The organism is Enterococcus sp. AZ171 (assembly GCF_051714005.1).
GTDB lineage: Bacteria > Bacillota > Bacilli > Lactobacillales > Enterococcaceae > Enterococcus_B > Enterococcus_B pernyi.
In genome coordinates, this window is the sequence record NZ_JBIORA010000001.1 from 2,265,342 (window position 1) to 2,290,372 (window position 25,031).

General features: G+C 38.3%; 21 protein-coding genes and 2 pseudogenes. 3 read left to right on the forward strand and 20 right to left on the reverse strand.

The window, feature by feature from the left end:
- Window positions 1-198: 198 nt before the first annotated feature.
- The 4 genes from IGJ49_RS11025 to IGJ49_RS11040 all read right to left on the reverse strand — a co-directional run bounded on the left by IGJ49_RS11025 (window position 199) and on the right by IGJ49_RS11040 (window position 4,813).
- Window positions 199-1,143 carry a DUF979 domain-containing protein gene (locus IGJ49_RS11025; RefSeq protein ID WP_034691805.1) on the reverse strand — a complete coding sequence of 315 codons (945 nt, stop codon included), beginning with the start codon at window positions 1,141-1,143 and terminating at the stop codon, window positions 199-201.
- A 10-nt stretch (window positions 1,144-1,153) separates the two neighbouring features.
- Complete coding sequence (locus IGJ49_RS11030) at window positions 1,154-1,840, reverse strand: DUF969 domain-containing protein (protein ID WP_023520114.1); 687 nt, start codon at window positions 1,838-1,840, stop codon at window positions 1,154-1,156.
- Window positions 1,841-2,252: 412 nt separating this feature from the next.
- Entirely contained in the window at window positions 2,253-3,044 is a 792-nt protein-coding gene (locus tag IGJ49_RS11035) for a TraX family protein (RefSeq protein ID WP_194179478.1), read from the reverse strand.
- Window positions 3,045-3,388: 344 nt separating this feature from the next.
- Window positions 3,389-4,813, reverse strand: coding sequence for a basic amino acid/polyamine antiporter (locus tag IGJ49_RS11040; protein WP_023520116.1), 1,425 nt, complete (start codon window positions 4,811-4,813; stop codon window positions 3,389-3,391).
- A gap of 208 nt (window positions 4,814-5,021) precedes the next feature.
- Here IGJ49_RS11040 and nrdI point away from each other — a divergent pair, with 208 nt between their 5' ends.
- Entirely contained in the window at window positions 5,022-5,471 is a 450-nt protein-coding gene (nrdI, locus tag IGJ49_RS11045) for a class Ib ribonucleoside-diphosphate reductase assembly flavoprotein NrdI (RefSeq protein WP_010734744.1), read from the forward strand.
- 36 nt (window positions 5,472-5,507) lie between these two features.
- Here the strand turns inward: nrdI and IGJ49_RS11050 are convergent, their stop codons facing one another.
- The 14 genes and pseudogenes from IGJ49_RS11050 to IGJ49_RS11115 all read right to left on the reverse strand — a co-directional run bounded on the left by IGJ49_RS11050 (window position 5,508) and on the right by IGJ49_RS11115 (window position 18,627).
- Window positions 5,508-7,481, reverse strand: coding sequence for a glucose PTS transporter subunit IIA (locus IGJ49_RS11050; protein WP_023520117.1), 1,974 nt, complete (start codon window positions 7,479-7,481; stop codon window positions 5,508-5,510).
- Window positions 7,482-7,494: 13 nt separating this feature from the next.
- Window positions 7,495-8,388, reverse strand: coding sequence for an N-acetylmuramic acid 6-phosphate etherase (gene murQ / locus IGJ49_RS11055; protein WP_023520118.1), 894 nt, complete (start codon window positions 8,386-8,388; stop codon window positions 7,495-7,497).
- Window positions 8,385-9,452, reverse strand: coding sequence for a DUF871 domain-containing protein (locus tag IGJ49_RS11060; protein WP_023520119.1), 1,068 nt, complete (start codon window positions 9,450-9,452; stop codon window positions 8,385-8,387). Before IGJ49_RS11060 ends, murQ begins: the two co-directional genes overlap by 4 nt.
- A 270-nt stretch (window positions 9,453-9,722) precedes the next feature.
- The gene (locus tag IGJ49_RS11065; protein ID WP_010734740.1) at window positions 9,723-9,995 is read right to left on the reverse strand and encodes a hypothetical protein; all 273 of its coding nucleotides are present in this window, start codon (window positions 9,993-9,995) and stop codon (window positions 9,723-9,725) included.
- 19 nt (window positions 9,996-10,014) lie between these two features.
- A complete protein-coding gene (locus IGJ49_RS11070) occupies window positions 10,015-10,320 on the reverse strand; it encodes a hypothetical protein (protein ID WP_023520120.1) in 306 nt (101 codons plus the stop codon).
- A gap of 16 nt (window positions 10,321-10,336) precedes the next feature.
- Window positions 10,337-11,692: a lipase family protein gene (locus IGJ49_RS11075; protein WP_438723448.1), complete on the reverse strand. Its 1,356-nt coding sequence runs from the start codon at window positions 11,690-11,692 to the stop codon at window positions 10,337-10,339.
- Window positions 11,692-12,207, reverse strand: a complete 516-nt coding sequence (locus tag IGJ49_RS11080; RefSeq protein ID WP_023520122.1) for a hypothetical protein — start codon at window positions 12,205-12,207, stop codon at window positions 11,692-11,694. Before IGJ49_RS11080 ends, IGJ49_RS11075 begins: the two co-directional genes overlap by 1 nt.
- A 151-nt stretch (window positions 12,208-12,358) precedes the next feature.
- Window positions 12,359-12,700, reverse strand: a pseudogene (locus tag IGJ49_RS11085) (triacylglycerol lipase); the annotation flags it as partial.
- Window positions 12,700-13,218, reverse strand: a complete 519-nt coding sequence (locus IGJ49_RS11090; protein ID WP_010734737.1) for a hypothetical protein — start codon at window positions 13,216-13,218, stop codon at window positions 12,700-12,702. The gene IGJ49_RS11090 and the pseudogene IGJ49_RS11085, both read right to left, overlap by 1 nt.
- A gap of 223 nt (window positions 13,219-13,441) precedes the next feature.
- The gene (locus tag IGJ49_RS11095) at window positions 13,442-14,023 is read right to left on the reverse strand and encodes a polymer-forming cytoskeletal protein (RefSeq protein ID WP_019723609.1); all 582 of its coding nucleotides are present in this window, start codon (window positions 14,021-14,023) and stop codon (window positions 13,442-13,444) included.
- A 155-nt stretch (window positions 14,024-14,178) separates the two neighbouring features.
- Complete coding sequence (locus IGJ49_RS11100; protein WP_010734735.1) at window positions 14,179-14,706, reverse strand: histidine phosphatase family protein; 528 nt, start codon at window positions 14,704-14,706, stop codon at window positions 14,179-14,181.
- A 104-nt stretch (window positions 14,707-14,810) separates the two neighbouring features.
- Entirely contained in the window at window positions 14,811-16,325 is a 1,515-nt protein-coding gene (locus tag IGJ49_RS11105; RefSeq protein WP_438723451.1) for an Lsa family ABC-F type ribosomal protection protein, read from the reverse strand.
- Between the two features lie 251 nt (window positions 16,326-16,576).
- The gene (locus IGJ49_RS11110) at window positions 16,577-17,677 is read right to left on the reverse strand and encodes a glycerate kinase family protein (protein ID WP_010734733.1); all 1,101 of its coding nucleotides are present in this window, start codon (window positions 17,675-17,677) and stop codon (window positions 16,577-16,579) included.
- A 59-nt stretch (window positions 17,678-17,736) separates the two neighbouring features.
- Window positions 17,737-18,627: a hypothetical protein gene (locus IGJ49_RS11115; RefSeq protein ID WP_010734732.1), complete on the reverse strand. Its 891-nt coding sequence runs from the start codon at window positions 18,625-18,627 to the stop codon at window positions 17,737-17,739.
- Between the two features lie 295 nt (window positions 18,628-18,922).
- Here IGJ49_RS11115 and IGJ49_RS11120 point away from each other — a divergent pair, with 295 nt between their 5' ends.
- On the forward strand, window positions 18,923-20,287 hold the full coding sequence (locus tag IGJ49_RS11120) for an amino acid permease (protein ID WP_010734731.1): 1,365 nt from the start codon (window positions 18,923-18,925) through the stop codon (window positions 20,285-20,287).
- A 307-nt stretch (window positions 20,288-20,594) separates the two neighbouring features.
- Window positions 20,595-21,934, forward strand: a pseudogene (locus tag IGJ49_RS11125) (IS3-like element ISEnfa3 family transposase).
- Between the two features lie 49 nt (window positions 21,935-21,983).
- On the opposite strand, the gene nhaC reads toward IGJ49_RS11125, so the two are convergent.
- Complete coding sequence (gene nhaC / locus IGJ49_RS11130) at window positions 21,984-23,396, reverse strand: Na+/H+ antiporter NhaC (protein WP_169058938.1); 1,413 nt, start codon at window positions 23,394-23,396, stop codon at window positions 21,984-21,986.
- 409 nt (window positions 23,397-23,805) lie between these two features.
- On the reverse strand, window positions 23,806-25,011 hold the full coding sequence (locus IGJ49_RS11135) for a M20 family metallopeptidase (RefSeq protein WP_010734729.1): 1,206 nt from the start codon (window positions 25,009-25,011) through the stop codon (window positions 23,806-23,808).
- Window positions 25,012-25,031: the final 20 nt, after the last annotated feature.

Below are 25,031 nucleotides of genomic sequence, written 5' to 3' on the forward strand. Positions count from 1 at the left end.
AGATTTAACTAAACATTAAAATTTGATTGTTTCTCACTCGTGTATTTAGTACTTTCAGTAAGTCATTCCTATTAGAAGGACTCAGTGTCTATCTATTTTAACAAAAAACAGTCAATAATGAAATGCTTAGCTGTTCAGAAAAAGAATCAATCTTCTCCATATTTTATGGAAATCATTGATTCTTTTTCGCTCAAGATACTATTTAAATAAAATCATATAGATGATTTGGAAAACCAGCATGAATACAGCAACAAATAGTTGATTCTTGATCACGCCGTATTTATCTTTCATTTCTAACATCGCCACTGGTACTACGTTAAAGTTAGCAGCCATCGGTGTCAACAACGTTCCACAGAAACCGCATGTCAACGCGACCATACCGATCAATGCTGGATTAGCCCCTTGACTAAAGACAAAAGGTGCACCGATTCCGACTGTCATGACGGTGATTGCCGCAAAAGCATTCCCCATGATCACTGTAAATAGAACCATTCCTAGCGCATAGATGATGATACCAATATTGACATTTCCTTCTGGAACGATCGTACCGACTGCACTAGAAATCACGGTACCAACACCTGCACTCGTGAAGACCGCACCCAATGAAGCTAAGAGCATCGGTAACATACTTAAAGGACCGACTGTACCTAACATGTCTGAAGCATCATCCAAGAAAGTCGTTGGTCGATTATCTCTTGAAAAGAACATCAAGATCAACATCGCTACAAATACCCCAACACCTACACCGACTAAAGCACCTAAATCAGTGAATAGTGCGAATAAAATGGCAAAGATCCCAATACTCAATGCCGGAATAAAGATTTTCATCCCTAATTTATCTGACATTTTTTCCATGTATTCTTTTGATGGCAAACGACTTGCACCTTTACTCACTCTTTTGGTGATTGCTGGGATCGTCATCGCGAAAATCAAGATTCCGTTGTAAGTTGGAGATATCCAACGTCCAGCAGCAATCACGACTCCTAAAACTGTCCAGAAAAAGGCAGAACCAAATCGATGAGGATTACTTTTATCAAAGGCATTACGAAGGCCCGTATAGATCAAGACTAGTCCCATCAAGATATATAAGATTTCCAATAATTTTTCACTTAACAATATTTCAGAATTTGTAAAAAAGTTCAAAAAATCCATCTTATTTCTCCTTTCCTGAATAGTATTTCTTCGCTAATTTCTTTTCTTTTAGATAAAAATAGACACTCGCTACGACTAAAGCTGTGATTGCGACTGGTATTTGCACCAGTGCCAACTGACCAAGAGTTACCTCGTAGCCTAAGTCTTTTAATGTGGATTGTACTAACAAAGCACCGGCTCCACCGATAAATAATACTTGACCAAAGAACCAACAAATATTTTCCATCGCTGAAGACATTCCTTTTAATTCCTCTTCATGTTCGGGATTGACGGTTAATCCTTTTGATTCAACGGTACCTAACGCCATTGGCATGATGATTGGACGTACAAAGCCGGCCACCCCACCAAAACTGACATTGAAAGCTGCAAAGATCATGCGGAAAACACCATAAATATCGATGATCATTCCAGCGGATACCTTCTTGAAACGTTTGATCAACGTTGCAGCAGACTCCTTCAGACCATTGCGTTCTAACGTACCAGTTGCTAACATAATAATAATAAAAATTGCCATTCCTCGGTTATTCACAAAACTTGTACCTAAAGTTTCCAGCATACCTTCTAGTCCTAATCCACCAGTAAATGCGGTCACGACTAACGCAACCATAACGATCAAGATCGAATCTAACTTGAAAGCAAAACCAAGAATAACAATCAGTACGCCTAACAGGCTAAGATAATTTTCCATCTGTTTTCCTCCTAAAAATTACATGATATTTTTTCATTATAAAATAAAATTGATTGAAAATATAGAGAATTCTTACAAAAAAAATAATATATTTTAAAAATTCTGTCAATTCCATAACAACAAATGACTTGAAGTCTTATTTATACTGCCGATTTTCTTGAACTACATAACATTTCTTTACATCTAACTAAGGGATCAAAACTGTAATGTTTGAAACAACTCATAAAAACAAATGAGACGTTTCTGAGACATTAGTCCTCTCTCCCTTAAAACCGAATAAACGACAAGAACAGAAGTAACCTCTTCGAAAAAACAAGACGCCATCCACAAGAATTTGAAGAACAATTTTTGTGGATGGTGCCTTATTTCTTGAGGCTGAATATTTCTGTCCAGACCTCGCCTCATTTGTTTCTTAATGAATAAAAGAAAAAATCAAATAAATGATCCATAGATGTAACGGATAAAACAAGTAAAAAAAGTATTTGTCGAATGCGCGTCCGGCTCCACCTAGTTTTCCATTATAAAGAATGATAAATGGGATGACGGTGACCATCATAAATTCATTATCAAACGTTAAAAATTGATACAATGATTGATAATCAGGCATTTGTGTGTAGGATAAAATTGCTAGACAAAATAAAATCAGCGTATACACAAAAATACCTAGAACCAATTTCCCTCGTTCTTTTTTCTCGCGGAAGAAATACATCAGCAACAACATTGGAACTAAATACAGACCACCTTCTGAAAAAGCAATCGTGATCATGACCAATAAAAGTGCTACTGCTACGAGCATTCCTTTTCTCCAAAGTGTTTTTCCTTTTATTATAGAAAGAAGCCACATCAAGCAAAACAGCAAAAATAATGTCAAAAAGATATTATGTGGACCTAAAAATAAATAATAGTTTGGCTGATGATTATATTCACTGATGTAATTTCCTGTTAATAAATGATAGATGATATTTCCAATCGCTACTACGAATGCAGCTATTCCTAATCGTTTCGCATACTGATATTTACTATGCGTATACTTGAAACCTTCAACTAATAAAAATACAAATAATGGCGCAACAAAACGTCCCAACCACGAGACCCAAATTGGTAACCCTAATTGCATCCCGAAATAACTGTTGATATGATCAACGACCATAAAAACAATTGCTATCCATTTCAATTGATAGCTCGTCAACCCTTTCACTCTCATATATTCCCTCCATTTTTTTATGCCTCAAGGAATAAGTATAGGCAATCACTACCTATTTCGACCATCTTTCTCTCAACTTTTTCTCTTACAAAATTGTTTGTTTGGATCATCATTAAAACAAAATCTGCCTCAATGTGTCAAAATGTGACAACGTAACCATTCCTCTTCACTGAAATGAAACGAACAATCGCGGAAAAACGTTGTGAGAAAGTCACGTATCGTTTTTACTAAACAATCAGTGAATAGGCAGCATGAAAAAACACCTAAGAAATGACCTGAATCGGGTCGATCTCTTAGATGCTTTTTGAGTGATACAAAAGAATGGGTTTCAACTTTTGTGCGTTTTATAAATGCAATACTCCAGTTGCAAATAATGCCAATGCCACTACTCCAAAAATCGATACTAACGAAAGCAATAAATAATCAAGTTTTGTCTGTGGAACAGCTTGCTGTTTTTCTTTTCTTGCTTTGAGATAAAATAAGATACCTGGTAAAAATAATACAAGAACGAGCATCACTTCATTGAAAGCGACAAATAGCATTGCCCAAATTTGAAAAGCACTTGCTAATGAGCCAACCAAGAACTGGACCCATTCTTTTCTTTGATAAGATAGTTTCATTTGATACAATCCTAAGAATAACCACGTAAAGAAGATCGCTGCTGTTCCGAGGGTATAAGCAAAGTTATAGGCACTATCTGTAAACAGTAGCGAAAGCAAAAAGACATTTGTACATAAAGTCGTTAATACGATCGCATATGTGGGTGCGCCCTTTTTATTGACTTTTCCCCAACGCGCTGGCAATAAGCCGTCATCCGCCATATTGCGCATCGTTTCAATGGGTAAAATCGTCCAAGATAACCATACACCGACCAAGGAAATGATCAGTCCACCATTGATCACGACAGCTCCCCATTTACCAACCATCATCTCAAACACATAGCCCATTGCTGGTTGCGTTTGGATTGTTTGGAGTTCTTCCATCGTCATTGTACCGTAAGGCAACATCGAAACTAAAACATAGATCACGATCAATCCAAAAATTCCTAAAATCGTGGCTTTTCCGACATCTGATTTTTTCTTTGCTCGTGAACCAACCACAGATGCACCTTCAATTCCAACAAATACCCAAAGCATCACCATGATACAACTTAGTATTTGACTTGAGAAAGGAATCGGCTGTCCATTGGCATTCAAGATGATATCACTTGAAAAATTATTGATGAATTGTTGCAATGAGAACGTGCTGATAGCAACAATGATAAATAAAAATAGCGGAACTAATTTACAAATTGTCACGATTGCATTGACGTAACTGGCATTTTCGACTCCTCGATTGACGAGCCAAGCATATCCCCACAAAAATATAGTACTGACGATGACCGAGGCGACATTTTGCCCCCCATCGAATACTGGAAAGAAATAGCCCAACGCACTCATCAATAGCGTAGCAAATGCCACGTTTCCTAACCAGCAGGTCAGCCAATAGCCCCACCCACTGATGAATCCCGAAAATCGACCAAAGCCAGCTTCGGCATAGCTAAAAATACCACCTTCTAATTCTGGACGTTTCTTATTGATATTATTGATTGACAAAGAGAGCATCATCATGGACGTCCCAACTAATACCCAGCTGAACAATGCTGGGCCACCAGCCGATCCTGAGATGTCGGTCATAATACCGAAAACGCCACCTCCAATCGCTGACCCAATCACTAAGGCCGCTAGTGGGATCAATCCAATACCTTTTTTCTGTTGCTCTGTGTCCATGTACGCATCCTCCAAAATAAACCGCTTTCATGCAAAGTATAGCAAAACTTCGTTTCATTTATTTTTTTCTAAAAAATTCTAATTGAAATTTAATTGTAACTATTTTTTTCTAATTATACAAGGAAAGCGACCGCTTCTCTTCCTCTTCTTATCTACCCAAAAAACAAAAAAATGCTATACTGGATAAGAATGATTGGAGGACGATATCATGAATATCTTATATATCTCAATTTCTGGTAACACCCGAGGATTCGTCAAAAAATTAGCAGCATTTGCTGTGGAACAACATGAAAAAGATGCTTCACTTCCCTTAGTCCACCTGAAAGAGATCCATGAAAATAGCGACTTTGAAAAAGAAACTAAACCTTTCTTTGTGTTTGTGCCAACCTATCTAGAAGGAGGCAATGGCATTGACAGTGGTGACCAAGAGATTTTGACAGAAACCATGCGAGAATACTTGGAATATCAAGAAAATCATGCGCTTTGTCTTGGTGTTGTCGGTAGCGGAAATAAAAATTTTAACTATCAATATTGTTTGACAGCGAAACAATATGCTGAACAATTCGGCTTTCCTATGATAGAAGATTATGAATTACGTGGTACACCAATAGATGTTGAAAGAATCTACCATGCCTTAGTTCAACGATATAGAGCTTAATAAAAAGCGCAAAATCCTTTGATTTTGCGCTTTTTATTATTTTACACTTTCCACATCCATCACGGGTGTTTTTGCTGTTACTTCACCTGTATGTGTTAAAACAAACGTTAGGACATGTTCCATATTTGTCAGGAGAACCATCATAGCGGTTTCTTTTCCTGCCTCTTTGATCGCAGCTAGATCCACGTCCGCTATCATCGTATCTTTTGTGACAGCTTGTCCTTCACTCACTTTTATATCAAATGGCGTCCCACCTAGTTCCACAGTATTGACTCCCATGTGGATTAATAGCTCTAACCCATCAGCTGTTGTTAATCCGATGGCATGTTTCGTTGGGAAAATAGAGCTGATGATCCCAGAAGTTGGCGCATAGATATGACCATTCGTTGGTTCAACAAAATACCCTTCTCCCATCATCTTTTGAGCAAATACAGGATCACTCGCTTGTTCGATTGATTGCACTGTACCATCTGCTACTGCACATAATTGAACGGCTTGTGTTTGATTTGTTGAGTCAGTACTTGATGCTGTATAAACAGGTGCTTCTTCTGCTAATTCTTCTTTCGCTAATTGTTCTTTAGGAATCCCGAAAAAGAAAGTAGCTAAGAATCCGCCCGCATAAGCAGCTAATAATCCAAGGACGTAGCCAAACCATTTGCCATCTGAAATCAAAGGAATCAACGCTGCGCCAGAAGGTCCAATAGCAATGGCACCAATATTCCCGATCAAGCCAATCACCGCACCACCGATACCGCCTCCAATACAAGCAGTAATGAATGGACGACCTAAAGGCAATGTTACCCCATAGATCAATGGTTCACCAATCCCTAAAATCCCTACAGGTAACGCACCTTTGATCATTTCAGTCAATTCTTTGTCTTTCTTACAACGTACCCATAAAGCAAGCGCAGCACCAACTTGTCCAGCTCCTGCCATTGCTAAAATAGGCAATAATAATGTACGTCCTGTTTCATCGATCATTTGCACATGGATCGGAGTCAATATTTGATGCAAACCAAACATGACCATCGGTAAGAATAATGTACCTAATACAAATCCTGAGAAGGCACCACCCACACTAAGTACCCAATTGATCCCTCCTACCATACCATCTGAGATAAAACCAGCTAATGGCATGATCAAGAAAATCTCGATCAGCCCGATGACAATCAATGAAAGTGTTGGTGTCACAATGATGTCTACTGCATCAGGAACGATTTTGTGTAATTTCTTTTCAACGATCGAAAGCAACCAGACCGCAAAGATCACTCCGATGATCCCACCTTGTCCGGCAGCAAGTGGGGTTCCAGTAAACAGGTTCGTCAAAGGAGCTTCTGGATTCATCCCTGTCAACATGACAACCGCACCGATTACTCCACCAAGTGTTGGCGTTGCGCCAAATACTTGAGCGGCATTGATCCCAGTATAGATGACAAGATAACTAAACATCCCATTTTTAAGAATGTTCATGATGTCAATGTACTGTTGCCATGATGCGCCATCGATGGTTCCGGCTGTCACAAGGTTTGTCAATACTGCGGCAATCCCTGCAACGATCCCTGTACCAACAAAAGCTGGAATCATTGGGACAAATATATTCGAGATATCTTTTAAAATAGATTTGATTTTTGACGGTTTTTGTTTTGATTTTTGTACGTTCTTCATCTCTTGGGCACGTTCGTTGACCTTGTCTTTCCCTGATAAACCAGTTGTAACATTAGGGTTTCCAGGAATTTTTTCACCTAGTTTGACTCCTGCTTGGTCAACCATTTCTTGTGCGACTTTGTTTACTTTCCCTGGTCCGATGATGACTTGTAACTGTTCGTCCTCAACTACCCCTAACACGCCCGGTATCGCTTTCAATTTCGCTACGTCGACCAACGATTCATCAATGACCTTCATCCGAACCCGTGTCATGCAATGGACAACGCTGTCTACGTTGCCCATGCCACCAGCCCCAGCATAAATTTGTTTTGCCAGTTCTGTCAAAGTCAATTCATTTTTTGCCATTTCCTTTTCCCCCTTACAACGTTCGTTTTACAAAGCCGTCTGCCTCAGCTAGTTTTCTTTTTGCTGTCTCTTTGTCACTATTCGTCAATAACATAACGATCGCTAGTTTAACATTTTGTTCCGCTTCATAAAAGTATTTTTCTGCTGTTTCATAATCCACTTCTGTTGCTTCCATGATGATTCGCTTTGAACGTTCGACTAATTTGTCATTTGTTGGCTTGACATCGACCATTAGATTATTGAATACTTTTCCGATACCGATCATACTGATTGTAGAAATCATATTTAAAATCAATTTCTGTGCAGTTCCAGATTTTAAACGTGTCGAACCTGTTAAAAATTCTGGTCCGGCATCTACCTCAATAGGAAAATCAGCATGTTGACTGATTTCAGCTTCTTTATTACAAGAAATCGTGGCCGTCTTTGCGCCGATTGAACGAGCATAGTCTAAGCCACCAATCACATAAGGCGTGCGACCGCTTGCCGCGATACCTACGACCAAATCATTTTCCGTCAAGTTCAACTGGATCAAATCTTCTTTCCCTAACTCAAGTGAATCCTCTGCACCTTCAACTGCGACAGTCATAGCCGCTTCACCACCTGCAATCAAACCAACGACCATTTCAGGCTCTACACCAAATGTAGGAACACACTCGGCTGCATCCAGTACACCCAATCGTCCACTTGTGCCAGCGCCCATGTAGATCAAGCGTCCATTTTTTTTGAAAGAAACAATCGCGGCTTCAATCACTGGTTCAATACTTGGTAGTTCTTTTGCGATAGCTGCCGCCACTTCATGATCTTCTTGATTCATCAAGCGAGCGGCTTCAGAAACACTCATCTCATCCAAACCAAATGTCTTTTGATTTCTACGTTCCGTTGTTAATTTATCTAAATCGATCGTCATTTCTCAATTCCTTCTTTACATTTAAATTTATAAATCATTCCTGCATGGATTTGTTGGATCAATGGCAAATCAGCCGAGATCACTCGTGCCACACAATTGACTTTTTCATCTGCTGGTAAATCTTCTTTCATTAGTTGGATTTCACCCATATAGCGAAGATACGCTTCATTATCTAACGTGACCGTACCTGTTTTCCGTTCATCTGTTAGTCGAGCAGGAATAGGAGGGATTTCTCTAAATCGTGCATCTGCACTACGTACCACAGCTTTAGCTTCATCTTGTCGATTCGTATGTGTACCTAAAATGATTGGACCAAATGTTGGGTCCAACAATGTCACATGCAATAAGATACCACCTGTTTCTTTATAATACGAAAATTGTTCCTGCGTGGTCAGCGATAGCCCACCGTCACCAATATAGATCAGATCCGTTCCACATGAAGCTAAGTCTAGCGCTGCTGCCAAAGGATGTTGGTAACGATGTTCTTCCAATGTTGGAAGTCCTTTGTATAAAGGCCCTCTCAACACTTCATCTCCTGGTACAAATCCTTGAATCGTAAATCCTTGTTCTGCTAACCATTGATTTTTTCTTTGGTACCACGATTTGTCTAACCCTGTTTCTGGGCGCGGATAATAATTGTGCCAAGCTTCCATCTGAGTAAAATCAGCACCTGCTTCTTTTAATTCTTGCACATCTTGTTCAGTGATCGTGCTTGCATTCAAACTGATTTTCAATTGATGAGACCACTTCGCAATCTGTTGGTTCGACAGGTGATAATCCATCCGCAGACCTGTCACACCAATCTCTTTTAATGGCTCAAGATTTTCTAAGGAGAACCCTGCCAACTCTAATGCCTTACCCGATATATCTACCATCAACTCTAATCCGGTTGCTTTTGCTTCTTGGCCAAGTTCAGTCAAACGCCTTTTATAAGCTGAAGGATCATCTTCTGGAATATGCATGGATGTAAAGATACCAATAAATCCCTTCTCTGCCATTTCATGGATATACGTTTTCGTTTCTTCGGACAACTCTTGATTCATAAATACAGAAAAACCAAACATGTACTCTCCCCCTTACCATGTATCCGCATTCATTTATAAATTGATTATACTTCGTATGAAATAATTTTTCAACATAAATATAAAATATATTAAATTTCATTTCTTAATAGTGTAAAAAAAAACGAATCAATGAATTCATCTAAGCAACTAATCCAAAAAAGCCGAAAATAGTCCAACCTATTTTCGGCTTTTATAGATTATTCAGTTGATCAGTTCTGACAGAATCCTTTAATCAATTTATGTAAGAATAAGTTTTTTGTGTTTCTTTGACTAACCTTTGTCTAAGGCTTTTTCTTGTTCGTCTAAAGCTAGCGACACTTTGTTGCCAAATTGCCCTTTGAGGGTCTCCTTCAATCCTGTACCTGCTGAAGAAATCGTGCGTTTTGCTCTATTTGTCTCATTCTTCCCAGATTGATTTGTCGTTCTTATTTTCAATCCCTTCTCACTTTTCAGCGCGATTCCAAGTGAACGAGTTAAGCATTTCTCCATATCTTTCTGATATTTCTCCCACCATTGATCAATCGTTTCAATCATTTCAAACATCTCAAAACCTCCATTCTTTTTAATCCAATTGTGCCAGTTTCTTACGATAGACCTGCTCGTTATCTTCTAGGTCAAGCTGGATTTTCTTTCGTTGATGGCGCAATTCCGTCGACAGATCCTCTTCTAAACGAGAAATCATGATACGTCCATAGTCAAAGGCCTCTTGTGGTTCAGAAAAAGAGTGCAAAATCAATCGGAGATCTTTGTAAGTTGCTTCCGCTAGCTCATGGACTTTTCTTTCTGTTGCAATCAATGCTTCTTCTTGCTCTGATAACCCTCGTTTCGTTGCTTGATATGTTTCATAAAGCTGTATTTCCTGACTCAATTTTCCTCTCCTCCTTTTATACACCAAACAATTGATTCGCTAATTCTTTGTCACTTGTCACCATTTCATTGATTTTTCGGGTGATTTCATCGGCGAGCGTTTGAAACTGTTCCGACATCTGATCGATCTGGCGGATTTTATCTCTAAATTCCTGTGTTGGCTCATCGACAATCTCCCATTTTGTACAATTAACTTCGGCTAATGTTTCAATTACCTCGTTGTACGTCAAATGTGGCGTATAATTGCGTACTCTTCCCAACCAGTCATTCCATAACTCTTCCAACTCCGTGATCCCGTTTTGGTAAATCACGCGAACATTGCTCATCGCCTCATCAAATTTACTTGCTGCGGTCCGTACTACAGCAAATGCTTGGCTATCCTCTAAATAAATTTTTTCTGATTGAGAAAGTCCGCCGCCACTTGCAGTCAGCTTCTTACCTAACTCTTTTAAGGTCAAGAATTCTTTGATTTGAACCTTGAGCCACTCATTTTCTTCTTTCAAACGCTTGATTTCATCTAGCGTATGTTCGCCACTGACTGCTAGTAGTTTGATCATTGCTTCGTTTTCCAAAAGTGTTTGTTGCCACAAAGTTGGGGCTAACAAGATCCCCCCATTGCCATCAACGTATACGATTATCTGTCCATGCTTATCGATATAATTTCCTTCTTTATCAACCCTGAATTGATCCAATGAATGCCCTGCTGTTTGCCACCCCGGGTTATCAATCCCAAAACTATTGATTGGAAGCATCCCTTTCCCACCAGTGAAAAGCCCACTCGTGACGACATCCGAAGTGTCGTATATATTGATCAGGGTACCGTTGTGATTATCGAATAAGGCTTGTGCAAGCCCTGGTTCTGCCGCGCCGTACGTCACACTATCATAACCATTGATCGCTGCGACAAAAAGTGCTTTAGCGCCACCTAATGAGTGTCCTGTCGTTGAGATCGTATAGCCATCTGATTTGGGATACTGCTTTTCAATTTCACGGGCATAGTTCAAGGCAGAAGCAAATGCACCATTTGAGTGTTTATTACTTCGACCAATTTCCTCAAGGTTAGTATGCCAATCTTTGAGCGAAGTCGTGCCAGCATAGGCAATCGTCAGGTTTTTGGTGATGACGGAGTCGGGGAAGCCATTGACTTTCATCAGCTCTTCATCATCAAATGCCTTGTACTGATCCTTAAGTTCAGCGACCACCATTGCCTGCATACTGTTTTCCTTTGGTTTAGATTCATTACCTATTTTATCTTTATCTGTATTTAAAGTTCCTATAACGATATGGTTTGTTCCAAGAGGTTTATCACCATAATTTACCTTGCTACTTTCTAATTGATATATAAATTCAGATAAGTATCTATTTTGATCCATTAATTTATTCCTCCTGTATAATAAACAATTTGATCATCTGAGATATCAATCCCTTTTTCTTCCTTTCTTTCATCAATAAAATAAGGTCCCTGACCTCTGCCACTAGTTATTCTGTAAATAAACTTATCTGTTTCTGCAGATATTGTGTTTAACAATACTTCTTCTTGATAAACATCATTAACTGTGAAATAGATCACTAATGAATTCATCGGACTAACCGAATATCCAGTAAATTCTATCTTCTCAATATTCGAATACTCTCTGATACTCAACATTTTTTCTAAATATTCTTCCGTTGTTATTCCTCCTTCTTTTTGATATTCTTCTACGATTTCCTTTTGTTTCTCACTATCTCTCGTATAAATTCGATAGTTATTGTACACATAATTCGCCAAATCTTTCTGTATTTCCAGCAATTCTTGGCGATCTTCTTCCCTTTTATCCATATGCATTTTTCCTCCGATTCCTCCTAAAATAATTACTACTAATACACCTAACCAAAGTCGTTTCTTCATAGCTCCTCCTTTCAGATTCTATCTTGTTCTATATATGTTCAGACTAAGCTTCTCGCTTATTCTGGAATTTTTATGTAATATATATTTTTTTCATAGTTATGTACTTCTACAATAAAAGATAATTATATGAATAGGTAATACGTCATAACCGTTGATTTCTCTCACCAATTTCCTCAAGGTTTGTATGCCAATCTTTGAGCGAAGTCGTGCCAGCGTAAGCAATCGTAAGGTTTTTGGTGATGACGGAGTCGGGGAAGCCAGGTACTTTTTTTAATTGCTCTTCATTGTACCCAAGATATTCCTCTTTTATTTTAGCAACTACCATTGCTTGCATACTATTTTTCTTTGGCTTAGATTCATTGCCGATTTTGTCTTTATTTGTATCTATTGTATCTATAACGATAAATTGAGTCCCTTTTACTAGTTTACCGATTTTTACTAGACCGTTTTCGATACGATATACAAATTTAGATATCTTTCTATTTTGGTCCATTAGTCTATCCCTCCCCTATAGTATATAATTTGATCATCAGGGAGTACAAGTTGAGTTTTTGCTTCTTTTTCAGTGATATAATAGGGACCCTCACCTGTACTATTAGTTATTGTATAAATGAACTTGTCTGTTTCTGCTGACCTTGTATCTAACCATACTTCTTCTTGATAGACATCATTAACTGTGAAATAGATAATTAATGAATTCATTGGATCAATGGAATATCCAGTAAATTCAATTTTAGTTATCTCCTCATATTCTCTGACCTCCAACAATGCTTTCAAATATTCTTCCGTTGTCATTTCACCTTGTCCGCGGTCATACTTTCTGAAAATTTCTTCTTCTTTCTCCCGATTGTTTACATAGAGACGATAATTATTATATACATAATTCGCCAGATCTTTCTGTATTTCCAACAGTTCTTGACGATCTCCTTCTCTTTTATCCATATACATTTTTCCTCCAATTCCTCCTAAAATAATTACTACTAATACACCTAACCAAAGTCGTTTCTTCATATACGCTCCTTTATCTATGAATATCTGTTCCCTCATATTTATTTTCTATCATAGGGTTACTCTCTTTTTTGTTATATACGTTTTTTCACTCAATTGTTTTTATGTAAAACTTCTCACTATGCCTATGGTCGTATCACTAAGGATTGATATCGGATGTTTTTTAATGAAAAAAGACATCTAAAACAGAAGGATTTCTGCTTTAGATGTCTTTATGACTATAAGATTATTCGCTAACTGTTACGTCGCCTGTTACTGATGCGTCGTTTTCGTCAAGTTTTGCTGAATCTTGGTATTCTTGTTTTTCAAATGTTACGTTACCCTCTACTTTTGCTCCGTCTAATACAAAGCCGTTCGCTTTTACAAGTACGTCACCTTTGATTGTTCCGTGAACGATATTTGTGTTTTCTGATTCAACGATCAATGTTGGAACAGTGATTGTGTATTCAGCAGTTACGTTACGGTCATCGTCTTGTGAGTACAAAGCAATTTTACGGTAGATGTCTGCACTTGCATCATCTTTGTCATGGAATTCGCCTGCGATAGTTACATCATTTGAGAATGTCACATCACCTGTTGCTGCAACGATCCAGTTACCGTCAGCTGACATTGCTTTTTCTAAAACAGCTGGATCATCACTGATTGAAGCTGTTGATACAACATCTGCTGAACTTTCTGTTGTACTTACTTCTGTTGTTGATGAAGCTGAACTAGAATTAGATGAATCATTGTTGTCAGCACCACAAGCTCCTAAAGCCAAAAGTGCTGTTGCTGTTAAACCTAATAAAGATAATTTTTTTGATAACATTAAATTTCTTCCTCTCTTTTTGTATTCCTATGAAATTATACCATGAAAGCGTACTTATGTGAAATAATCTTCATGAAAAGAAAAAATATTTTATATAGTAGAAAATTTACGATAACATCCTCTAGTTATTCTTGTTACGCCAAGAATAAAAACAGCTAGTCAAAGGTAACTAATTCCGTATTTTCAACAAAAAAGTCAAAGAATGTGTCATTTGCCATCGGATGAAAATAGGCATTGATGATTCGGATCAGTGCATTATGGCAAACAAGCAAGTAGACATTGTCCTCATCTTCTAAGCACTCTTTCAATAAAGGAGTGATCCGTGCATACACATCTAAAACCGATTCCCCATTTGGAAAACGTACCGCAAAATTTTGGCGTGCACGTTGAAAGTCTTCGTCTTCGCTAGGACGCCCATCATAATCCCCAAAATCCATCTCGATCAGTCGTTCATCCACTGTCATAGGTAGATTGACTTTTTTGGCTACCGCTTGTGCCGTATCTCTTGCGCGTTGCAAAGGGGAATGTATGATCTTGGTGATCGGTATTTCCAAGTTTGCAACTTTTTCAGCGAGTTTTTCTGCTTGTTGTTTACCTTTTTCTGTTAATTCGATGTCTGCATGGCCACAAACTAAGCCTTGAGCATTCCAAGTCGTTTCGCCATGTCTAGTAATATATAACATTAGATAACTCTCCTTTATTTTATGCTCTTTCAATTTTATCATACAATTTCAGTCCAAATGGATCATCTGCTTGGAGTCGACGACGTTCGATTAGCCTTAGTGATTCAAATGTGTGTTTCTCTTCTTCTCAAGTCGATTCTTTTCGTTGCGACTTTTTCTAAGAATCGCTGGTCATGGTCGACGATCAACATCGCTGGTTTGACTTGTACTAAAAGCTGCTCGATTTGTTCTTGATTGAACACGTCCAGATAATTCAATGGCTCATCCCAGATATAAAGATCTGCGGATTGTGCAAATGATTTGGCTAATTCCACTTTTTTTCTTTGCCCCATACTCATGTTTTCAATGGAGGTATGAAACATGTCTCTTTCCATTCCTAATTTACGAAGATTATTTAAAAAGAGTTCCAAGTCTAGCTGATTCTTTTGCGCAAAATCTGTTAATGTTCCGGTGTTATCTTCATAGTTTTGGCGAACATAACTGATGCTGATTGTTGCCGGACGTGTGACATCCCCCTTGGATTGACCAGTAAATTCCCCAAGTAAATACTGGATGATCGATGATTTACCACTACCATTAGGTCCAGTTATTGCCACACACTCTTGTTGCTCGATGCTAAAGCTGATAGGATCGAATAACATCTCTTCATAGCCTAATTGTAGATTTTCTACTGTCAATAAGCGTTTATGATGCGACTGATTTGGGCACATATTCAATGAATCGATCGACTCTAGATCTTTCAATAATTTCTCTTTCTCACTAATTTGAGTTTCCATCCGATTGACGATCGCTTTTGAACGTTTCATTGTACGAGCAGCATCCGCTCCAATTGCGCCACGATTGACACGCCGTGCTTCGGTATCAATAAAGCCAACACGTTTTTTTGTTTTGTCTCCTTCTCGAGAGTTAGCCCACTCCGCTTTTTCAGCTGCGGTTTTTTTCAAACGTCCGACTTCTTTTTTGATTTTTTGGTTTTGTGCTAACTCAAATTCATCTTTTCTACGCTTTTGTTCTTCGTAGACGGAATAATTTCCTTGATAGATCACTAATTGACTTTTTTCGATGACCAAAAGATGGTCAACGACTTCATCAATAAACTGACGATCATGACTGACAACAATAAACCCTTGTTTTTTCTTATTCAGGTATTCAGCTACTTGCTGACGCCCAATCACATCTAAGTGATTTGTTGGTTCGTCAATCAGTGGAAAATGCAGCTCATCGGTAAATAAGAGAGCCAGCAATACTTTTGTTTTTTCTCCGCCGGAAAGGGAATCGTAAGGGCGCCAGAGAATTTCCGGATTTGCCTGCATCAACATCAGCTCACGCTCGATCTCCCATAACTCACAATCTGAAACTTCTAACAACACATCATAGGTTAGTCGATTCGTTTCCCTGACCTGTTGTGGAAAATAGACAAATTCTTGTTGATGGGTCACTTGTCCTTGATAAGGTAGTTTGTTTTGCAAAATAGTTAATAACGTCGTTTTGCCACGACCATTTCGACCAATCAGTCCTAATTTCCATGTGGAATCAATATTTAAGTTTGCTTGATCGAATAACAGATCGTCTTGGCTGTCATAGCCAAACGTCAATTGTTTGATTTCGATTTTAGACATTTATCTTCACCTCGTTATAAAAAAGACCAGTCCTATTTTCAGAACTGGTCAAAGAAGATGAGTACAAAAAGAGACCCACTCATTGAAAACAGCCAATTCTGAAAATCTGCATACTATCCCCTTGAACGAACAAGGTATAGTTAAAATGCAGCTTCAACAAATTGACTTACTTTTTCAATGCGCGGATCCCTCACTTTGTCTTTATTTGCCACTAGGTTACCATAGGTGTTTTAAGACTGTCAACCAATAAATTATTGAAACAAGCCACTGATTGCCTGTGAAAGCAGTCTGACGTTCTCTAGTGTTTCTTGATGATCCAATGCCTTATCAAGAGAAGTTGGGCCAGTTTGGATACTAAATACACTAGGAAGGATCGTCGTTAATTCACCTAAATCTTTTTCCCGACTCCCACAGAACGCTACAACTTTTTTGTTGTGTTTTTTTGCCAAAGAAGCTACACCATAAGGCACTTTCCCATGAATTGTCTGTTGATCGATCCGTCCTTCTCCTGTAATCACGATATCGGCTGATTTGATTTTATCTTCTAAGTCTACTAACTCAGAGACAGTCATAAAACCTGCTTTCATCGTAGCCCCGACAATGGCTAGAGCGCCTCCGATTCCACCCGCTGCGCCACTGCCAGCGAGTTTATTCAAATCAATTGCTGTGCTTTCTTTGATTTGTTCAACGATCTTTTCTGCTTGGGCTTCCAAATATGCTAGAGTTTCTGGTGAACCACCTTTTTGTTTCCCAAATAGTTGAGTCGCACCCTGTTTGCCAGTGTAAGGACTCGTAACGTCCGCTGCGATCGTTAATCGTTGCTCGATTCGCTCTAATTGAGAGACGTCGATTGTCTCGATGGATAACAAAGGATTCCCTTCTGTAACGCCATTTAGTTTCGCCCCTAATGACTGCAATAAACCCAAGCCTCCATCAGAACAACCGCTACCACCTAATGTTACGATAACTTCGTCTACTTGCTGATCCAAAGCATCTTTGATCAACTCTCCTAAACCAAAACTTGAAGCTAACCGGATCGTTTGATCTGTCGGTTCGGTCAACAAGTCCAATCCAATGACTTCCGTCGATTCAATGATGGCTAACTTACGGTTCTTTTTTTGTGTCAGTAAATAACGACATGCTTTTTCCCGAAAGAGCAAATCTGGACAAAAAAGTGTTCGCCATTCCCCACCTAAAGTAGCGTAAATCACTTCAGCAGTTCCTTCGCCACCATCTGCGATAGGTTGATTGACTGTTTGTTCCGCCTCCCCCCAGCCTTGCAATGCTGCTTGGTTGAGTTCAATAGACGATGCGCTACCTTTAAACGAATCGATTGCTGCAAGTAATTTCATTCTGAGACTCCTTTTTCTGCGATGATTGAACAACGTGTTTTTCTTTAACTATATCATATCTAACGTGCTTCAATACCGCTATATTCATAGATAGAAAATACTTCAGGATCATAATCGATAAACCGCTGTGACCAATTTTCTACATCAAAAAATTCGATGATCTCACGATCGACGGTTTGATAAGGGCTATCTAAGAAGGCAGGAAGTTCATCCAAATTCCTTTCTTCCAACAAGAAAATATTTTGTGGATTGTAGAAACGATACCCGGAAATCGCTTTGTTATCAGTGACTAATTTTTTTTGGAAGAAAATAGATTCAAATGTTCGTAAAGTCACACCACTTTGACCTTCTCGCAACAATTCCAAAATACCGGTCGAACCATTCGTCTTTTGTAAATATTCTGTATAGGTCAGATACCCTTCTTGATCATTTCCACGACTTGGTAAAATATAAAAGTTTGTTGAAATACCTAACTGTTCAAATGCGGCTTGATAATCATCTGCTCGTTGTTTTCTGCCGTTATCAGTTGCTCCAAAGAACAGATCAGTCGTGACTTCAGCTTTTGGTAATTCCATCTCTTTTGAATAAAAAGAACTATTGTGTTTAATCCCTAACTCTTTTGCTTCTAAAATATCAAAATGGTAAATGTCATCAATTGCTGGTTCTGCTTCTGCTTTCTTCAATAATTGAAGGTGTTCTTCTTTAAAATGGTTCCAAAAGAAGAGGATGATCTTCGCATTTGTGTACGGTCGAATACGAGAAGCAAATGCCACATCAAATCCATAATCTAAAAAAATAATTAGTTTATATTGATCGAGTTGCTGTTGGAACGATGACATAAAGAAATCATCCATCAAATCTTTTGCTGAGATGACGTCCATTGTTTGTACGTATGGGAAAAAATATAACGCCTTATTTTTCGCTATAAGCAATCGTTCGTGTTGGCTCATAGTTATCAACTCCTTATTTTTACTTACTCAAAACAATCCTATTAATTATGGGTTTCCTCTTATAATAGCCCTGCATGAAAGGAAAAAGCGAATGAAACGCTTTCCTTTCAAGTTATTTTTTATAGAAATATAACAATAATTATCAAAACAGATAAGAGTTCTATGATTGTTTCATTAAAAATTACAAAAAAGTTTTCAGAATAGTTGTAATTGTCAGACAATTTGTTATTATAGAGAATATTATTTTATAACCTATTTGTTTTTTCATTCATGTTTTTAGAAAAGAGGTTTTTTGATGGAAAGTACAGAACAAACAAAATTAAAAAAACAGCTAAGCTCCAGACACATCACGATGCTTGCTTTGGGTGGTGCAATTGGTGCTGGTTTATTCAAAGGAAGTGGTGAAGCCATTGGGATCGCTGGTCCTGCGGTCTTGCTTGCTTTTTTGATCGGTGGTGGTATTTTATTTATTGTTATGAGTGGTCTGGGTAAGTTAGTTTTAGACGGTGGGGATACACAACATGGATTATCTGGCTTGATTCGCCCTTATTTAGGTAATCATTCTGCGGATTTCGTCGACTGGGTCTATTATTCCATGTGGATGATCAATATCATCGCTGAGGCTGTAGCAGCAGCTTCCTTCTTACAATTATGGTTTCCGCATGTTCCTGCATGGTGTTTCATCTTACTTTTAGCTATTTTAACGACTCTGATCAATCTTTATTCTGTCCGCTTGTTTGCTGAAACCGAATATTGGTTGGCTTTTGCGAAGATCAGTGTCATTATCTTGATGATTCTTTTCGGGTTATATCTCGTCGGACAACAAATGTTAGGAACTGGAATTTTTCCTACATTAAGTCAATTGACTGATCACGGTGGCTTTACTCCCCATGGATTAAAAGGGGTCGTTAGTTCATTACTTGTCGTTATCTATTCATATGGTGGGTCAGAATTGATTGCAATTACTGTCAGTGAAGCGGACGATCCTAAAAAAGCCATACCAAAAGCGATAAAAGGGGTCATGGGCCGAATTGTTTCCTTCTATATTATTCCGCTTTTCTTATTGCTGATTCTTTTCCCTTGGAATACTTTAGCTGGTTCTGCGGTTAGCCCGTTTGTCTTGGTGTTTGAACAGATGAATATCCCTTTTGCTAGTGATATCGTGAACTTCGTCATTGTCTTGGCACTCTTTTCATCGATCAATTCTGGCGTTTATGCTTCTTCTCGTCTCTTGTTTTTCCGTTTGAAAGACAAAAAAGGCACCGCCAAGAAACTGGCAAAGTTGAACAAACATTATGTGCCACAACGTGCTGTATTATTTTGTACCAGCGTGCTATATCTAGGGGTCATCCTTTCCTATTTCGTAGGTGACAAACTTTTCGGTTACTTAGCCGGTTCTCTTTCTTATACGGTACTCGTGATTTGGCTAATGATCAGCGCTGCCGCTTTTCGTTTAGCATTGAAGAAAGGCACTTGGCAAGCCAAAAGTTTTAATTTATTTGCTTTGATCGCGTTAAGCTTGATCTTGATTGGGATACTCATGACAAATTCAATTGGTGTAACGGTCTTGACAGCTTTATTATATGCGGTGATTTTCTTTAGCTATCAAAAGAAAAAAGATGTCTTTACGATAAAAAATGAGCCTTTTTCTTCGATATGATTGATGGTAAAGATAGATAACTAAAACTTCCCCATGAACCAGCTAGAAAATACGAGATCACTTGATGGATCTTTGAGCTTTCTAGCTGGTTTTTATTAATCTTTTTAGAGAACTTTGAGCCTGAATGAACCATTCGTCCAAAAAGATCCCCCTCGTTTTTTTGCAACGACACTTGAACAGATGTTGTTTCACTTCATCGATACGTTCACTTGATAAGTCAATCATTGATTATCCAAAAAAAATAGCCCCCCGCTTGATGTGCACCCCAAAAGTTAGACTAGAAATCTAATTAAAAGGGGTGCTTTTTTTGCGGAAATATACATTTGATTTTAAGAAAAAAGTAGTTTCAGACTATTTAAATAACGAAGGCGGCTACAAATATCTTGCACATAAATATCAAATAAATCGTACACTGGTTAGACATTGGGTAAGGATTTATAACTATCATGGTTGGGAAGGCTTGGTTGGAGGTGGCAAAAGCTACACTACAAAATTTAAACTTGATGTTATAGAATATATGGAAACAAATGGTCTTTCTATCCAAGAAACTGCTAAAAAATTTAATATCGGTTCAAATAGAACTCTAAGTAAATGGATAGAGCAATATGAAGAAGACGGTTCTTCTTCACTTGAGAGCCAAAAAAGGGGCAGAAAAATTAGTATGAATTCCAAGCTAAACATTCCTAAAAAACTTAAAGATGAGTCTCTTGAAGAAGAAGTTATTCGTTTAAGAGCAGAGAACGCATATTTAAAAAAGTTAGAAACCTTGATTCAAGAACAAGATTTGAGCAAGAAGAAATCAAGGTTAAAACAATCCTTCAGCTCAAAAAAGAATTTAAATTGAATCTATTACTTTCAATTGCACAATTAGCGAAGTCAACTTATTATTACTGGGTAAAAAAATTAGATAAGCCAGATAAATATAGCAAGATTAAGCAAGAAATTACAGCGATTGTAAAAGAATCAAGAAACTCTTATGGTTATCGTAGAGTCACTTTAGCGTTAAAGATGAAAGGATATACAATCAATCATAAAACAGTTAGAAAATTAATGTCCCAAATGGGACTTACCTGTCAAATCCGAATAAAGCGATATAAATCTTATAAAGGAACAGTAGGAAAAATTGCCAAGAATGTGTTAAAACGAAATTTTTCAGTAGATACACCCAATAAAAAATGGGTGACAGACGTCACTGAATTCAAGATAAAAGGAAGAAAAATCTATCTATCTCCTATACTTGATTTATTTAACGGAGAAATAATTAGTTATAGTATATCAACTAGTCCAACATATAAACTGATTGAAGAAATGCTTCAACAAGCAATTAAAAAAAAGGGAACTGAGGGTTCACTGATTCTACATTCAGATCAAGGATGGCAGTATCAGATGCCACAATATCAAAAAAAATTAAAAGAGAATAACATTATTCAAAGCATGTCTAGAAAAGGAAATTGCTTAGATAATTCTGTAATAGAAAATTTTTTTGGTGTGCTTAAATCAGAGTTTTTTTATCGAGAAAAATTCCGATCAATTGAGACATTTCAAAGTAAATTAAATGAGTATATTAGATAGTATAATAACAAAAGAATAAAACTAAAGTTAAATGGACTATCTCCAGTAGAATATCGGAAACAGTCCATTAAATAGTTCAACTTTTGGGGTTCAGTTCACTGATTGGGTGACTATTTTTTTGAGTTTATATCGTTTCCTTCACAACGTTCAATTGTTCCTGCTTTTCATTATTTTTTGCAATACCTAAACCAGTAATGGCACTGACCATCGAAAAGACGGGAGAAAGCAAACTGAAAAATACGAATGGTAAGTAGGTCATCGTTGGTATTCCAAACGTGCTGGCAACAAAACTACCGGCAATCCCCCAAGGAATAAGGTAATTGATGACTGTCCCTCCATCTTCTAAGGTACGACTCAAAACAGTTGGATCAAGTCCTGCTTTTTTGTATGTTTCTTTGAACGCATTTCCTGGTAAGATCACAGATAAGAACTGTTCACCGATAAACAGATTGACACCAATACTTGTCATTAGTGTCGTAAAAATCAGTTTAGGTATCGTCGTCATTTTCTTCGATACCACTTCCATAACTGTAGAGATCAACTCAAATTCGATCAATAAACCGCCTAATGAAAGCGTCAGAATAATCAAGGAAACTGTAGGCATCATACTTTCGATCCCACCGCGGCTAAGTAACGCATCGATTTGCGTGTTTCCTGTTTCAGATAGAAAACCAGATTCGAGGACTGTCGCTAGTCCTGAGAAGGAAGTGCTTGGATCTTGGATAAAAATCATTCCAACTGCTACGGCAATATTCAACAGGATCGTTAAGATCGCTGGAACTTTTTTCCAAGCACAAACCAACATCAAGAATAAAGGGATTAGAGACCAGATCGAAATCGTAAAGTTGTTTTCTAAAATAGTTGTTACATTTTGGATTTCTGTCAAGCTGGCACCTTTATCTGTATGTCCTAAAAATGCAAACAAAATCAAAGAAACAATAAATGCCGGAAGTGTTGACCACATCATATGTTTGATATGTTTAAATAGATCCGCATCAACAATGGCTGCTGCCAGATTTGTCGATTCAGATAATGGCGACATCTTATCTCCAAAAACTGCCCCAGAAACAATAGCACCGACAACTAATGCGGGGTTCAATCCCAACGTTGTGCCGATACCGAAAAAGGCGATACCGATGGTTGACATGACAGTAAAGGCACTACCGACTGCACTGCCGACAATGGCACACACAACAAAAACTGAAGGCACAAACCATGGGACACTAATGATGTTAAAGCCATAGACCATCAACGTTGGAATGATGCCAGCTTGGATCCAGACCGCAATCAATGCGCCGACTAAAATAAAGATAAAGATCGGGATGATCCCCGGTTTGAGACCGTTGATGATTCCTTCATGTAATCGATCGGTTGGCTGTTTCTTCACTACTGCGTAGACCATGACCATACCAATAGCAATCAAAATCGCGATATTCGGTGAAATCTTAAAGCCAACTACTCCGGCTGCTATCGTTGCAACGATAATTATTAATACACTCACTGCTTCTATAAAACTAGGTTTTTTTATTTTTTCCATATCCATTCTCCTTTTTTAAGTTTGTTACGTCTTAAAAAAGCTTCGATATCGAATGACTCCGCCACAATTCATCTGCGTTTCCTCCCTAAAAAAAAGACAAAAAGATCTGTTTTCAACTAAGGACGAATTTCTCCGCGGTACCACCTTAATTAAAAACAGATCTGTTTTTCACTTTGATTTGAATGATTTAATTGTTAAAACTTTTCCTGTAATTCATAGAATTGGCTTGGTCGGTTCGCAGCAACCACCGACTTTCTGAACAAAACACCAAAACTACTACTGGGTGAAAAGTGAACTTTCATGAAGTTTACCTGCATCTGTCCAATTTGTCAATCTAAATGTATTTTTTCTGAAAACAAATGTTTTGATTCATAACGATCTAGTCCTTTCACCCATCCATCATTTTCCGTTATTTTTTTGCAAGGATTGCTTGATGCTCCTGCTTTATTTTATCTAGAAGTTCTGGCTTTCCAAATAGATCTAATGCAGTATTTGCCAATAGTTCAGCAGCAATGGCAATCGAAGCTAGTCCTTTTTCACTACGAGCAGCTGCTTTAAATTCTTCCGAATGACCGGCGATATATTCATCAGCAATCGAGACGGTTGGTTGGATCGTCGGAATCACATGGCTCACGTTACCAACGTCAGAAGAACCTAGACTTGTTTGTTCTTTTGTTTCGATTTCTTCATCAGGTACACCTGCTGCATTCGCATGACTGAAGAACAGCGCATCAAATGAAGGCGTCACGATCACATCATCGACAGAATTTTGGAACAATCCAAATTCATAACTTGTTCCCGTACTCAAAGCCGCCCCTTTCACGATATTTTCGACTTTTTGATACACCTCATTCAATGTCTGACGATTTTTTGCTCGTAAGTAGAATCGACCTGCTGCGTATTCGGGAATCACATTCGCAGCGACTCCCCCATCCGTGATGATCCCATGGATATTGACGTCTTTTGGCAGTTGCAGGCGCAACGCATTGATTCCATTAAACACTTGAATCAACGCTTCTAAGGCATTCACTCCTTTATCTGGTGCGGCAGCTGCATGGGAAGCAACACCATGGAACTTGATGTCCACCGGGTCATTCGCTAATGATTCTGTCGTTTTGCCGTAACGATATGCGGGATGGACACAAAGTGCCGCATCCACATCTTCAAAGAAGCCTTCCCGTACAAAACTTCCTTTAGCTGATCCGTTTTCGCCTCCCTCTTCTCCAGGTGTGCCATATACCCGAATCTCTCCACCAATCTCAGCAATTCGTTCGCGCAAGACACTGGCAGCTAAGACAGAATACGTACCAAACAAGTTGTGTCCACAAGCATGACCGATTCCTGGTAAAGCGTCAAATTCTGCTAAAAAAGCAATCGTTGGTCCTGGTTTTCCTGAAGCGTAACGAGCATCAAATCCTGTTCGATGACCAGCAACATCTTTTGTGACAGAAAATCCTTCTTTTTCTAATTGTTTGATCAAAGCATCTGAGGAATAAAACTCATAATTACTTACCTCAGGATGGTCATGGATATCTAGTGCTAATGCTTGATATTCAGCTAATCGTTGCTGGATTGCTTCCTTAAAAGAATGTGTTGTTAAAGTAGATGTTGTCATATTGGCTTCCTCCAGTTTGC